This is a genomic window from Rhizobium sp. P38BS-XIX, from assembly GCF_012641435.1.
Lineage (GTDB): Bacteria > Pseudomonadota > Alphaproteobacteria > Rhizobiales > Rhizobiaceae > Rhizobium.
The window spans coordinates 1,765,487-1,779,139 of sequence record NZ_JABAIJ010000001.1; the positions used below are offsets into that span (position 1 = coordinate 1,765,487).

The 13,653-nt window shown below is 59.8% G+C and carries 11 protein-coding genes and 1 riboswitch; of the genes, 7 read left to right on the plus strand and 4 right to left on the minus strand.

Going from position 1 to position 13,653, the window contains the following annotated elements:
* Positions 1–75: 75 nt before the first annotated feature.
* A complete protein-coding gene (locus tag HGP17_RS08545) occupies positions 76–759 on the plus strand; it encodes a pyridoxamine 5'-phosphate oxidase family protein (RefSeq protein WP_168807791.1) in 684 nt (227 codons plus the stop codon).
* Between the two features lie 90 nt (positions 760–849).
* Positions 850–1,512, plus strand: coding sequence for a GNAT family protein (locus tag HGP17_RS08550; protein ID WP_168807793.1), 663 nt, complete (start codon positions 850–852; stop codon positions 1,510–1,512).
* A gap of 24 nt (positions 1,513–1,536) precedes the next feature.
* On the opposite strand, the gene aac(6') is transcribed toward HGP17_RS08550, so the two are convergent.
* Positions 1,537–1,977 carry an aminoglycoside 6'-N-acetyltransferase gene (gene aac(6') / locus HGP17_RS08555; RefSeq protein WP_168807795.1) on the minus strand — a complete coding sequence of 147 codons (441 nt, stop codon included), beginning with the start codon at positions 1,975–1,977 and terminating at the stop codon, positions 1,537–1,539.
* A gap of 131 nt (positions 1,978–2,108) precedes the next feature.
* Between aac(6') and HGP17_RS08560 the strand changes: the two genes are divergently transcribed.
* The 5 genes from HGP17_RS08560 to HGP17_RS08580 all read left to right on the plus strand — a co-directional run bounded on the left by HGP17_RS08560 (position 2,109) and on the right by HGP17_RS08580 (position 10,422).
* Positions 2,109–3,104: a sterol desaturase family protein gene (locus HGP17_RS08560; protein WP_168807797.1), complete on the plus strand. Its 996-nt coding sequence runs from the start codon at positions 2,109–2,111 to the stop codon at positions 3,102–3,104.
* A 226-nt stretch (positions 3,105–3,330) separates the two neighbouring features.
* A complete protein-coding gene (locus HGP17_RS08565; RefSeq protein WP_168807799.1) occupies positions 3,331–6,654 on the plus strand; it encodes a thiamine pyrophosphate-dependent enzyme in 3,324 nt (1,107 codons plus the stop codon).
* 247 nt (positions 6,655–6,901) lie between these two features.
* Entirely contained in the window at positions 6,902–8,047 is a 1,146-nt protein-coding gene (locus HGP17_RS08570; protein WP_168808160.1) for a PspA/IM30 family protein, read from the plus strand.
* A 3-nt stretch (positions 8,048–8,050) separates the two neighbouring features.
* Positions 8,051–8,704, plus strand: a complete 654-nt coding sequence (locus tag HGP17_RS08575; RefSeq protein ID WP_168807801.1) for an OB-fold-containig protein — start codon at positions 8,051–8,053, stop codon at positions 8,702–8,704.
* Entirely contained in the window at positions 8,701–10,422 is a 1,722-nt protein-coding gene (locus tag HGP17_RS08580) for a flotillin domain-containing protein (RefSeq protein WP_168807803.1), read from the plus strand. Before HGP17_RS08575 ends, HGP17_RS08580 begins: the two co-directional genes overlap by 4 nt.
* An 81-nt stretch (positions 10,423–10,503) precedes the next feature.
* Here HGP17_RS08580 and HGP17_RS08585 read toward each other — a convergent pair whose 3' ends face one another.
* From HGP17_RS08585 to HGP17_RS08595, 3 genes are all read right to left on the minus strand, one after another.
* On the minus strand, positions 10,504–11,349 hold the full coding sequence (locus HGP17_RS08585; RefSeq protein ID WP_168807805.1) for an aspartyl/asparaginyl beta-hydroxylase domain-containing protein: 846 nt from the start codon (positions 11,347–11,349) through the stop codon (positions 10,504–10,506).
* Between the two features lie 297 nt (positions 11,350–11,646).
* Positions 11,647–12,039: a fluoride efflux transporter CrcB gene (gene crcB, locus HGP17_RS08590; protein ID WP_168807807.1), complete on the minus strand. Its 393-nt coding sequence runs from the start codon at positions 12,037–12,039 to the stop codon at positions 11,647–11,649.
* A gap of 22 nt (positions 12,040–12,061) precedes the next feature.
* Entirely contained in the window at positions 12,062–13,432 is a 1,371-nt protein-coding gene (locus tag HGP17_RS08595) for a voltage-gated chloride channel family protein (protein WP_168807809.1), read from the minus strand.
* 115 nt (positions 13,433–13,547) lie between these two features.
* Positions 13,548–13,636: riboswitch (Fluoride riboswitch) on the minus strand.
* Positions 13,637–13,653 lie beyond the last annotated feature (17 nt).

Below are 13,653 nucleotides of genomic sequence, written 5' to 3' on the forward strand. Positions count from 1 at the left end.
TGAAAATCAAAAAACTGGCTGTTTATAGCCTACCTCTTTGCTGACAGAGATCAATGCTCAATTGAAGAGGACGACATGGCCGATCTCAGCCCGCCCGACACCAAAAAATATCCGATCTCCGAGCGCACGCGCATTAGGCGAAGCCCGAAGCGTGGCAGTCATGCCCATGCCGACGTCCATGCTATTCTGGACGCCGCCCCGCTATGTCATGTCGGCTATGTCATCAATGGCGCGCCCTATGTCACGCCGACGCTGCATTGGCGAGAGGACGACTACGTCTACTGGCACGGCTCATCCGCCAGCCGCTTCCTGCGCGCCGCCGAGGACATGCCGGTCTGTCTGACCTGCAGCATCATGGACGGCTATGTCATGGCGCGCTCCGCCTTCAATCACTCGGTCAATTATCGCTCGGCGATGGTGTTTGGAACGGCACGCCTGGTCGATGATATCGACGAGAAGAGCGATGCATTGCGCCGCTTCATCGAGGACCTGTTTCCAGGCCGCTGGGATCAGCTGAGGCCGATGACGAAGCAGGAAGTCAAGGCGACCTCGGTCATGCGGATGAAAATCGAGGAAGCCTCGGCCAAGATCCGCAACGGACCGCCAGGTGATATGGACGAGGCAAGTCATCCGGTCTGGGCTGGCGTTCTGCCGATCGAGAGCCGTCTCGCCCATCCTCACCCTGCACCCGGCCTGCCCGACGGGATGGAACTGCCGCAATCTCTGGCAGACCTGATACAATCCGGCCGGCTCCGCTGATGTATTGTTTGCCCCGCCTCCAGAGACAAACCGCTTCACACTTTCGCTGGAATTGCTCTAGGCTGCATTTGATGACCAAAGGACTTTGACATGGATCTGACGAACTGGAAGGGCGTGGCCCGCCCCGAGCGTATCACTCTTGAAGGCCGCTACACCCGGATCGAGCCGCTCGATGCGGCACGTCATGGCGACGATCTCTTTGCCTCGGCCCAGGCACCGGGCGCGGACGATCGCTTCCGCTATCTCTTCGAGGATGCCCCGGCCGATCAGGCAGCCTTTTCGCCCTGGCTCGAGAAAGCGGCCTCCGGCGCCGATCCGCTCTTCTTCGCAACGATCGACAAGCGAACGGGGCGTGCCGAGGGCCGGCAGGCATTGATGCGCATCGACAGCACCCAGGGCGTCATCGAAATCGGCAGCATCCTGTGGGGACCCGCAATCGCCCGCAGCCGCGTGACCACCGAAACGCTTTATCTGTTCGCGTCCTATGTCTTCGACACGCTCGGCTATCGCCGTTTCGAATGGAAGTGCAACAATCTCAATGAGCCTTCCAAACGGGCAGCCGAACGCTTCGGCTTCGTTTACGAGGGCATTTTCCGCCAGCACATGGTTGCCAAGGGCAAGAACCGCGATACCGCCTGGTTCGCCATGATCGACGCCGATTGGCCGCGCCTGAAGGCCGGCTACGAGCGTTGGCTTGATCCGGAGAATTTCGACGAGGCCGGACAACAGAAAACCAAGCTGACTTTCGGTTAACCCGAGACGTCACTCCGCTCCGATCTAAAGGAGCTTGCGAAAATAGACGACGCGCCTGGTTTCAGTGAAGCCGAGCGCAGCATGGAAGGCGTGGCTCGCAAGATTGTCGATGAGCGCATCAGAGGCAAATTCGGTGCAGCCCGCATTTCGCCCCCAAGCGCCGATAACCTCGCAAAGCGCCCGCGCGACCCCCTCGCGCCGGCTTTCCGGCCTGATGTAAATACCTTCGAGAAACAGAACGGGCGACGTCTCGCAGCCATTGACGTAGTCGTGCCGCAGTGTTGCTTCGGCAAAGCCGGCAAGATCTCCGGCGGCATCGATCGCTACGAACGCGACGCCGTTTTCGCTGGCGCGCAGTTGCTCCAGTTCGGCGCGATGGCGCTCAACCGAACCGTCAGGCCAAAGCACCTTGCGCAGACGAGCCCAGCCCTCGATATGCTCGTGTCCCGCCTTCTCTATCCGCATTCAAAACCCCTCCTCAGATGCGTCTCATGAGCGACCGTAAAAATTTCGCTTTCGACTCCACAATCATCGCGCTACATATCGCATACTCTCACGCGCTATTTTTTCGCTGATCAGAATCTGAGGTTGATGGAATGACTTTTCAAAGCAGTTCGCGTCTTTACGCTGCTGTTTCCTCCTTGCTGTGGCCCGCCATCTTCTGTGCGGGATTGACCGGCGCCTACTTCGCCTTCAATTCGAGCATGCATCTCTTGTGGTTCAACGTCGCCTATCTTTCGACAGTTGCTTTGATTGCGCTGTTCGAGCGTCTCATGCCTTATGAGAGAACCTGGCAGAAGCGGGATGGCGAAACGTTCAACGACATCGCCCACACATTATTGAACAAGGGCGGCGTGCAGATCGCCGCGGCGATCGGAACATCCTTCCCGATGGCCGTCGCGACGGTCGCCCAGCCGGCCCTGAGCTATCACTCGCATTTCTGGCCGGATCAGTGGCCGATGATCTTTCAGGTCGCGCTTGGCCTCGTCATCGCCGAGTTCGGTCTCTACATGGCGCATCGCCTGGCGCATGAGCATCTTTCGCTCTGGCGCTTCCATGCGCTGCATCACAGCGTCGAGCGCCTCTGGGTCATCAACACGGGCCGCTTCCACGTCATCGATACGCTGTTCAAGATCGCGCTCGGTCAGATCCCGCTTTATCTGCTTGGCGCGCCATTGCCGGTCTTCCTCTGGATCGGCGCCGTCACGGCCTTCATCGGTCTTTTGACTCATTGCAATGTCGACATGCACACGGGCCCGCTCGACCTCATTTTCTCCACGCCGCGCCTGCATCGCTGGCATCATTCCAAGGTGTTGGCCGAGGGCAATACGAATTATGGGGAAAACCTCGTCGTCTGGGATCAGCTCCTCGGCACGTTCTACAACCCGCCGCGCCCCTCCTCAACGGATATCGGCATCACGGGCAAGGTCGCGAAGGGCTTCCTCGCCCAACTGCGCCAACCTTTCTCGAAGAAAGGCCGCAAGGAAATTATCGGCAAGAAGCCGAAGGAATTGATCCTACAGGAAGAACAGGCCGCAAAGGCAGCAGCCGCAAGACGCAACGGCGACGCCAAGATTCGCAAATCAGGCTGACAACGCCTTCGATAAACGCACCTGCCGGTTACACAGTTGGCAAATGCGTTTATCGATGCGTGCCCTGTGGATAGAAACATCGCGAAAAATCACCGCCCGACCATGCACGTATTTCGGTTTCAAACCGAGAAGATATTGTCATCTAACGTGTATTGAAAAAGGCAGCCTAGGGGTCTACCTAGGTCCCTGCAGTTGATTAAGATGAAAGATTAGGAAAATCATTGAGATGGAAGGGAGGTTTACAAGAGAATACCTCAAGCAACTCCACAGACTATTTTTCATTTCTAGAGAAGTGGATCGTCTTGAGCGAGAATTCATCAAGCAAGGCATAGCACATTTTCATGTGTCCGGCGCCGGGCATGAGTCGACGGCGCTTCTCAACGAATTCCTTCAGGACGACGACTGGCTGCATCTGCATTATCGCGACAAGGCTCTGATGCTGGCGCGCGGCATGCCCATTCGTGAGTTCTTCTCCAGCCTGCTTGCAACAGCCAATTCGCACTCGGCCGGCCGTCAGATGAGCGCGCACCTTTCTTCCCGCGCTCTCAACATCACCTCGATCGTCGGCCCGGTCGGCAATAATGCGCTCCATGCCGCCGGCGTCGGCGCCTCCTTGAAATATAAGCCGGGAATGCCGATCGCCATCTGTTGCGTCGGCGACGGCACCACGCAGCAGGGCGAGTTCCTCGAAGCCGTGGCGGAAGCCGTGCGCGGCCAGTATCCCGTCGTCTTCATCATCGAAGACAACAGCTTCTCCATCTCGACACGCACGAGCAAGCAGACCTTCTTCGATTTGCCTGATGGCCCTGCCGCCTCCTTCTACGGCATCGATATCATCCGCGCGGATGGCGACGATCTGATCACCTCGCGCGAAGCTTTCCGCAAAGCCGTTCGCCATAGCCGCAACAATCGCGCACCGAGCATCGTGCTGCTGAACACCGAGCGGCTCTCGGATCATACCAACGCCGACGACCAGAAGACCTACCGCACCCTGCTCGAAATCGAAGCCGGCTCCTCGCGCGACCCGCTGCCGACCCTCCGCACCATGCTGCGCGAAGTGGGCATCGATGCTGATGCGCTTGCAAAGATCGAACAGGAACTGATCGCGGAAGTCCATGCTGAAGCGAACCTTGCGCGCAAGGAAGACGCTCCGAAGGTCGAGCCGGATGCCAAGGCTCCCTACCCCGCTTCGTTCAATGGCAAGGCGGAATATCGCGGCAATGACAGCGCGTCGACGCTGACGATGCGCGAGGCGCTGAATGTCGTTCTCGACAAGCAGCTCGCCGCCAACCCGGACGTCGTTCTGTTCGGTCAGGACATCGAGGATCCGAAGGGCGATGTTTTCGGCGTCACCCGTGGCCTCAGCACGAAGTATCCCGACCGCGTGCGCAATGCGGCTCTCACCGAGTCGACCATCGTCGGCACCGCCGTCGGTCGTGCGCTCGCCGGCCAGCGCCCGGTCGCCTTCCTGCAATTCGCCGATTTCCTGCCGCTTGCCTATAACCAGATCGTTTCGGAAATGGGCAGCATGTTCTGGCGCACGAATGGCGCCTGGGAAGCACCCGTTATCCTCATGGTCAGCTGCGGTGGCTACAAGCCCGGTCTCGGCCCCTTCCATGCGCAGAGTTTCGAAGGCATGCTGGCGCATACGCCCGGCATCGACGTCGTCATGCCCTCCAGCGCCGGCGATGCCGCCGGCCTGCTCAATGCCGCCTTCGAATCACGCCGTCCGACGGTCTTCCTCTACCCGAAGGCCGTGCTCAACAATTCCGACGGCCGCACCTCCGAGGATCTGGATAAGCATTTCGTCCATCCCGGCCTGTCGCGCCATGTCGCGCGCGGTCGCGACATCACGCTTGTCAGCTATGGCAACACCGTTTCGCTTTGCGCCAACGCCGCAAGCGCCTTCGAGGCTCAGGGCTTCTCGGTCGAGGTCATCGATCTCCGCTCGATCTCGCCATGGGATGAGAAGGAAGTGCTCGCGAGCGCCCGGCGTACACGCCGCCTGATCGTCGTTCATGAAGACAATCGCACGGTTGGCATGGGCGCGGAGATCATCGCGACCGTTACGGAGAAGACCGATGTGCCCGTCGTGGTGCGCCGGCTTGCCCGCTCTGACGCGCACATTCCCTTCAACTTCCGCAATCAGCTCGAGACCCTGCCGTCTTACCGCAAACTCGTCGACCTCATGGCAGAGGTCCTCGAATGCGAAGTGACCTGGCATGAGGAGGATGATAGCGGTCCGACGGCAGCCATCAAGGCGATCGGCTCCGGCCCCGCTGACGAAAACGTGCTGGTGACCGATCTGCTCGTCAAACCGGGCGACAAGATCGAAGTCGGTCAGCTTGTCGCCGTTGTCGAAGCGACGAAAGCCTCGGTCGAGATCTGCGCCAATATCGGCGGTGTCGTACAGGAGGTCTTCGCCAAGATCGGTGACCAGATCGCCACGGACAGCCCGCTTCTGACGGTTGATGCCAACCGCGATCTGAGCGAGCAGAATTTCGCTCTCGCCTCGGAAATCCAGAACAAATTCGTGCTGCGGCGCCTGAAGTCGCATGTCATTCCGACTCTTCGTCGCCATACCGGCAGCTTCTCCGAGATTGCCATCAACGGTATCGGCTTTGCGACCGGCGGCCGCTGCGTCACCAACGAAGAGATCATCCACAACTGGCCGAACCGTCGCGCCGACGAGATATTTGCGCTGACGGGCATCAAGAGCCGCTTCTGGATTGGCCCCGGCGAAGGCACTCTGAGCCTGGCCACGAAAGCGGCGCGCGATCTTCTGCGCCAGAACCAGATATCGATCCACGATATCGATCTGGTGATCGCCGCCACCGGCACGCCCGACATCGCCACGCCGTCGCTCGCTAGCCGCGTCGCGGTTGCTGTCGCCGAAGATGGCGTCCGTCCGTCGCTGGCCGCCTACGATATGGGCGCGGCCTGCTCCGGCTATCTCTATGCACTGCAGCAGGCTTACGATTTCATTGCCCAGCAGAACGACGCCAAGGTACTGATCATCACCTCGGAAGTTCTGTCGCCGCTGCTCGACATGAATGATTTCTCCACGGCGATCCTCTTCGGCGACGCTGCAACGGCCAGCCTCGTGACCAGCCGCGACATGGCGCGCAATCCGCTCTTCACCGCGAGCCGTCCGATCGTCAGCGGCCGGCCGGAACCGGGCGACCTGCTCTACGTTCCGCTGCCGGATGATGGCGTGATCGCGATGAACGGCCGCTCGGTCTTTACCGAAGCTGTGCATTCGATGACCCGCTCGATCGAAAATGCCTGCGTCGATGCCGGCATCGAGCTTGCCAATCTCGATCTCCTGGTGCCGCATCAGGCCAACCAGCGCATCATCGATACGATTGCCAAGCGCAGCGGCCGTCCTGCCCTCAGCGTCATCGAAACCTATGGCAACACCAGTTCGTCAAGCATTCCGCTTGCCATGCTGCATGTCGCCAATGAGCGCTCCGAACCGCTCAATCTCGGTCTCGTGGCCTTCGGCGGCGGCATGACGGCGGGCGCCGCCATTGTGCGGACCGTGAAGTAATCACGGGTCCCACCCCGACAATCCAATCATAATTCGATGCAGCGCGGCCTTTTGGCCGCGCTTTGCATATGGTCTTTTCGCGCACGCTCACTACATATACGCGAAGATCAGACCATCGCGATCGCTCATAGGCGGAGAGAAGCATCAATTTTCTGCAACCTATGCGGCCCATCATTCATTACAATTCATGCATATTGAAGGTGACGCGCTCTTGAAAAGTACCGGAGCGGTGCTTTACTTGAAGTCCATGGCAAAGACACAGATACCAGCGCACCAATCACATCTGCGATACGATCTCGCCCCCGGTGAGGAAGCAAGCCAGGCTCTGGACGAAACCTTTGCCGCATACGGGCAAATGATGAAGCTTCTGACGGAGATCGTCCCCGGCAAAGCCGGCGCGAACCTCGTCACTCTTCATGAGCTTGCCTATGAGACTATCCGCGAACGCACCGCTCTCCCCGCACGCCTCGTGACGCTCGGTCTGCGTGATTTTGCGGCCAATCGCGGCGAGCCGGCCGATCTCAGCCGTTTGCCGCTCGATGAAAAGCTCTTTGCCATCAAGGGTCCGTCAGACCTGACAATCTCGACGGTGCACGGCCGCGTTGCCGTGCCCTTCGATGTGGCCGGCTATTTCAAAGGCTGGGACAGTAACATCCCCGCCTATCTGATCGCCGATGGCGGCCACTATGCGATTCACATCGGGGTAACACCAAACTCCCCCCGAACGGAGGATAACATGACGATGCATGAAGGCATTCTTTCCCGCATGGGACGACTGATCGCAAGCCTCGCCAACGCCGCAGTCGATACCGTAGAAGGCGCCAACAAGGTCGCCGTCATCGAGCAGGCACTGCGCGAGATCGATGTCGCCGCCGATGAGGCACGCGCCGATCTCGGCAAGGCGCGCGCCGAGGAATACCGTATCCAGAGCCGCCGCAACGAGATCGTTGAAGATCTCGAGGCGCTCGAAGCGAAGATCCGGCTTGCCATCACCGCCGATCGCGAGGACCTCGCCAAGGCCGGTGTCGCACGCCAGATCGACTTGGAGGCTCAGATCGCCGCTCTCGACAAGGCGCTTGCAGATGCGAACGCCCGGATAGACGAAGGCCAGAAGGCGCTGCAGGCAGTGCTTGCCGCCCGGCGCGAGGCGGAAGCGCGCCTGATCGATTTCAAGCGCAGCATCGCGCGCCACGCACCGGAAGAAGCAGCCGGCGGAAATCCGCGGCCGACGCCCGCGGCGGGTGCAGCCCGCGCGGCTGCGGCCGTCTCGCGCCTGACGGGTGTCCCATCAGGCGAACCTGCCAGCAGTGCCGAGCTAGACGAGCTCGACCGCCTGCATCGGGAGCAGGCCATCGAAGCACGCCTTGCCCGCTTCAAGGCTAACGGCCAGTAACCGATGCACCTGTTTCTCGCACCCGAATGTGCGCCCTTTGCCATTGCGGCAATGATCCTGGTTGGATTGACGGCCATCGAAGTCCTGTCGATGCTGCTCGGTTTCTCGCTGAGCGAACTCATCGGCAAACCGCATTTCGAAGGTCATGAGGGTGTCCTGGCCGGCCTGCTTTCCTGGATCAATCTTGGCGGCGTGCCGTTGCTGATCCTGATCATGCTGCTGCTCGGCATCTTCGCCGTGATGGGCTTTGCCATCCAGACGATAGCCGACATGGTCTGGACGCCGCTGCCGGCCATCATTGCCGGGCCGACAGCGCTCCTCGTCACGATCCCCCTCGTCCGGCGCTCGACACGCACGATCGCCAGGATCGTGCCGCGCGACGAGACCTATGCCGTCGACACCGGCGATTTCGTCGGCCGCACCGGCACGGTCTCGATCGGCCCGCTGGATCAGGGCTTGCCCGGCCGCGTTAGCGTCAAGGATACGCATGGCAACTGGCATCAGCTGCGCGCCTGCGCCGCCAAGGGCGAAAGCCCCCTGCCGATCGGCGCCCAAGTTCTGCTTGTCGACCGCAAGGCCGACATCTTCATCGCAGTTTCCGCCCCATCGGACCTTGCCCGGTCCGATGATAAATCCTCCATGGAGCAACGTTCATGAACGGCCTTTACGACCTTATACTCCCCGCAGGCATCGGCCTCGTCCTGATCCTCGGTATCGGCTTTGTCCTCGCCTCGCTGTATGTCCGCTCGAGCCGGGATGAAGCCTATGTCCGAACCGGTCTCGGCGGGCAGAAAGTTGTCCTCGACGGCGGTTCCGTCGTGCTGCCGATCTTCCACTCGATCGCCCGCGTCAACCTCAAGACCCTGCGTCTGGAAGTCCAGCGCGGCGAGAACGACGCGCTGATCACCAAGGACCGCATGCGTGTCGACATTGGCGCGGAATTCTACGTCCGCGTCAAGCCGGACAGCTCTTCCATCGCATTGGCCGCCCAGACACTCGGCAACCGCACCAACGACAGCGAACAGCTGCGCCAGCTGATCGAAGCCAAATTTGTCGACAGCTTGCGCTCGGTCGCAGCGACGATGAGCCTCGATGCTCTGCAGGAGCAGCGCATGGATTTCGTCAAGGCCGTGCAGGATGCTGTCGGCTCCGACCTGCAATCCAACGGTCTCGAGCTGGAATCCGTGTCGCTGACGCGCCTCGACCAGACCGACATCAAACATTTCAATGCCAACAACTTCTTCGACGCCCACGGTCTTGCCGCGCTGACCCGCGTCACCGAGGCACGCAAGAAGGAGCGTAACGAAGTCGTTCGCGACACTGAAGTCGCGATCGCTCAGAAAGACCTCGAGGCTCGCCAGCAGTCCCTCACCATCGAGCGGACGAAGCGCGAGGCGGAATTGAACCAGCAGCGCGATATCGCCAACAAATCGGCCGCCACCCGCGCTGAAACCGCACAGCAGGAGCAGGCAGCCAAGCGCGCCGAAGAGGAAGCACGCATCGCCTCCGAACAGGCCATCGCGGAACGCGAAGCGACTGCAAAGCAGGCGCGTGAATCCGCCAACATCGACTCGACCCGTGCCGTGCAGCAGCGTGAGACCGAAGCTCGCCGCGACAACCAGATCGTAGCCCAGGAAAGCGCCATCGCGGTTGCGAACAAGAGCCGGGAAGAATCCGAGGCGAAGGCGAAGGCCGAAGCGGCTCGCGCTCTTGCCATCGCCGCTGAGGAAAAGGTCGGTACCGCCAAGGCCGTCGAAATCGCCGAGCGCGAAAAACAGATCGCGGTGATCGACGCGCAAAAGCGCGCCCAAACCCAGGCAACCGCCGTGACCATCGCCGCAGAGGCGGAAAAGCAGGCCGCCACCGACCAGGCCGATGCGATCAAGACGCTCGCAACCGCCGAAGCCGACGCCGCGATCATCAAGGCCAAAGGTATTCTCGAAACCGGTAAGGCGACCGCTGAAAGCGAAGCATTGCTCAACGAAGCGCGCAACAAGCTCAGCCCCGCCATCATCGAATTCGAAATCACCCGCGAGCGCATCCGCATTGTGCCCGCCGCCCTTGCCGAAGCGGTCAAGCCGATCGAGAAGATTTCGGATATCCGTATTTTCGACACCGGCGGCATGCTCGGCCGCAACGGCAACGGTACAGGCGGTGGCAGTGGCGTCGGCCTCGGCGAAGGTCTCGCCGGCCAACTTCTCTCCTACCAGGCCAACAAGCCGATCCTTGACCGTCTGCTGAAAGAGGCAGGCTTCGACGGCGACAATGCCATCTCAGCCCTGCTCGGCAATCTTGACAACAAGACCGCCGTCCCGCAGCCGATCGCTGAAGAAGAATACTACGACGATATCCCTCAGACAGATAAGCCTGCCTGACGACTGATCTGACAGACTAAAAGAAACCCCGGAATCTCCTGGAGATTCCGGGGTTTCCGTTAAATCATGCAGCCGAAGAAATCAGGGCTTCGGGCGATTTCTGAACGCTTCCGCCTCGGCGTAGAATTTCTTTTCCCATTCCTTGTGATTGTCGAGGCCTTCCTTGATGAAGGGCGTGAAGATCGCCAGGTTCATCAGAGCCCAGTTGACGAAACGGGCCGGGAATCTCAGCGGCTTGACGAAGTCGACGAAGAGCACCACGCGGGTCTTGTCGGAATGGTTCCAGGCTTCATGCTCATAGGCGTCGTCGAAAATCAGCGCCTTGCCTTCCTGCCAATGGCAAACCTGCTGGTCGACACGGATAGCGAGCTTCTCGTTCGGCTCCGGCACGATGAGGCCGAGATGCAGGCGCAGCACGCCATTATAGGGGCCGCGATGCGCAGGAAGATGCTTGCCGGGCTCGAAGATCGAGAACATCGCTGTCGTCAGGCCGGGGATCTTCTGAACGGCTTTCCAGGTATTCGGGCAAGCCTGGATGTTCTGCTCGGACTTCACGCCGAAACCGAGGAGGAAGAACGTCTTCCAGCGCGTGTCGGTGGAAATGGTCTTCACGTCGGTGGAAATGTCCTGGAACGTCGGCAGCTCGCTCTGGCGCAGCAGCACCTTCTCAAGCTCGGCGCGGATCGCCGGATAATCCTTCTCGATCTCTGCGGCCCAAGGGAAAGTCTTGGTATCGTAAACAGGCGGATTGCCAAGCTTGGCGTATTTCAGATTGAGACCTTCCGCCCAGGCAACAATGCCCATGAAGAAGCGCGTCATGGGGCTCGCGCGCTCCATCGGTGCGATGCCGGCGGTGCCGAAAGTCTGTTCCGGAGCAGGAGATTGGTTGGAAGTTGGAGCAGGTGCGCTCAAGGGACTCTCCGTCATGTCTATCTTTTAAGGGCCGTCCAGGGAGGAAGTCTTTGCTCGGGGAAACTGCAAGCAAATCCCGAAGTGGCTACAGGCTGAAAACTTGGGATATTCGCCCGGCCCTTCCCGATTGACGCCCGACTCCTTTGTTATGCGGTGATCGTAATAGTCGATTATATGAGTTGATTAGTCGAATTTCGCAAGAGAGTCCGTTCGCAACGAGCGGTGGTTTGTCGTGGACTGAAACTCCGGCGATTCTCGAGAGGCATTTACCTCAGAATCGGCAAAAATGCGGCAGCATTTGCCGATCCTCATTCACGATGCACTTTGAGCCTGAATTATTAGCCGGACAATTGCAAGTCCCCCAATCAAAGCCCCGATCGACAGGAAAACGGACAGGGCGACATAGACTATGGCAGGCATCCATTGTCCACGGTCCCACAGTACGACGCTTTCCAGCGCAAAGGTCGAAAACGTCGTGAATCCACCTAGAACGCCAGTGGTCAGAAACAATCGGACTTCCTGCGACATACCGCCGCGAATGGCGAAGTACTCGGTCAGCACCCCCATGACGAAGGCCCCGAGCACATTGATGATGAGCGTGCCGAATGGAAATTCGGTCCCAAGCACACGCGCAACAAGCTCGCTGATACCGAGGCGGAATGCGCCACCCAATCCCGCACCTAGAAACACGACAAGATAGAGCACGACAACCTCCGCCGTCCTTGCCTCAAACCTCTTCGATCTTATGGATATTTTCGCGCCGCGTCTCCAAACGACCCTCGCGAATATGACGAAGCGGCGTATCTGCCGGGATATTCCCGGAAGCCGAACTCTTGGCGATACCGAGCCGCTGCGACAGATAGATACTGGTGTGACCGCTGCAGATATAGGCAAGGAAGCAGGCAACGGCGAGATAGACGGTATGCGTTGCGCCGAAGAGTTCGATGCCCATGATCATGCAGGCAAGCGGCGTATTGGTGGCGCCGGCAAAGACGGCGACAAAACCCAACCCGGCAAATAGATCGGCCGGCGCACCAAGGACAGCGGCAACCGCATTGCCAAGTGCCGCGCCGATGAAGAACAACGGCGTGACTTCCCCACCCTTGAACCCGGCACTAAGCGTCACGATGGTGAAGACCGCTTTCCAGAACCAGCTCCAGTAATCGACATGAGCGGGATCGAAGAAACCGAGGATCGTCGCATCCGCAGGATTGGGCGACCAAACGCCAAGTCCGAGATATTGACGCGTGCCGAGCAGATAGACGAGGCCGATCAGGATGATACTGGCGATGACGGGCCTGAGCGGCGCATAGGCGCAGAACCGTTTAAACGCCGCCGATGCCTTGTGAGAGACCTCGCTGAACGAGCGCGCCACCAAGCCGAAGATCACGCCGGCAATGCCGACCTTGATAAGCAGCAGCGCATCGAGGTGAAACGTGCTGGCCGGAGTGCCGGCGAGATAGCCGATCCGATACTGTATATGCTCGATGCCCCAGACATGGCAGGCCCAATCGGCCGCGATTGCAGCCGCAAGGCTCGGGATCAGCGCCTCATATTGCATTCGCCCGATCGTCAGGACTTCGAGAGCAAAGACCGCGCCTGCAATCGGCGTGCCGAAAACGGCACCGAAGCCGGCGGCGATCCCCGCGATGAGAAGGATGCGGATCTCGGCGGGGCTCAACCGGAACATCTTCGCAAAAGCGCTGGCAATGCTGCCGCCGAGCTGCACGGCCGTTCCCTCGCGCCCGGCCGAACCGCCGACGAGGTGCGTCAGGACCGTCGAGACGAGAATGAAGGGTGCCATACGCAACGGCACGCCGCCGCCGGGCTCATGGATCTGGTCGACAATCAGATTATTGCCGCCTTCCGAGCCGCGGCCGAAACGCTGATAGACCAGCACCATCAGGAAGCCGGCGACCGGCATCAGGAAGATCAGCCAGGGATGATCGAAACGTTCGGCCGTTGCCTTATCCAGGCTCCAGAGGAACAGCGCGCAAAGCGAGCCGACGACCACAGCCATTGGAACGACCAGAAGGATCCACTTGAACAGGCTGCGAAACTGCTGAAAGCGATGGTGGAAATAGACGGATGCGAACATCAGTTTGCCCCTCCCGCAAAGCCGATCGGCGGTCTTTCGGGGACAGTGGATAAAAAACAAGAGAGGGATAACGGCAAGAAAACAGGCATGACTCTACTCCTTCGCCCTTCGGGCGCGTTGAGTAGGAGTCATCAGCTTCCCTGGAAAAATCAGAGCAGCGGTTCGGCCACCATGGCCCGGCAGAAATCCATTACCGTTGGGATTTCCATATAGAAACAGGA

Bases quoted from the DNA above. Each gene is read 5' to 3' on its own strand.
- HGP17_RS08550 (WP_168807793.1), top strand. From the start codon at position 850: ATGGATCTGACGAACTGGAAGGGCGTGGCCCGCCCCGAGCGTATCACT.
- HGP17_RS08560 (WP_168807797.1), top strand. From the start codon at position 2,109: ATGACTTTTCAAAGCAGTTCGCGTCTTTACGCTGCTGTTTCCTCCTTG.
- HGP17_RS08575 (WP_168807801.1), top strand. From the start codon at position 8,051: ATGCACCTGTTTCTCGCACCCGAATGTGCGCCCTTTGCCATTGCGGCA.
- HGP17_RS08595 (WP_168807809.1), bottom strand. From the start codon at position 13,432: ATGTTCGCATCCGTCTATTTCCACCATCGCTTTCAGCAGTTTCGCAGC.
- HGP17_RS08580 (WP_168807803.1), top strand. From the start codon at position 8,701: ATGAACGGCCTTTACGACCTTATACTCCCCGCAGGCATCGGCCTCGTC.
- HGP17_RS08565 (WP_168807799.1), top strand. From the start codon at position 3,331: ATGGAAGGGAGGTTTACAAGAGAATACCTCAAGCAACTCCACAGACTA.
- HGP17_RS08570 (WP_168808160.1), top strand. From the start codon at position 6,902: ATGGCAAAGACACAGATACCAGCGCACCAATCACATCTGCGATACGAT.
- HGP17_RS08585 (WP_168807805.1), bottom strand. From the start codon at position 11,349: ATGACGGAGAGTCCCTTGAGCGCACCTGCTCCAACTTCCAACCAATCT.
- HGP17_RS08545 (WP_168807791.1), top strand. From the start codon at position 76: ATGGCCGATCTCAGCCCGCCCGACACCAAAAAATATCCGATCTCCGAG.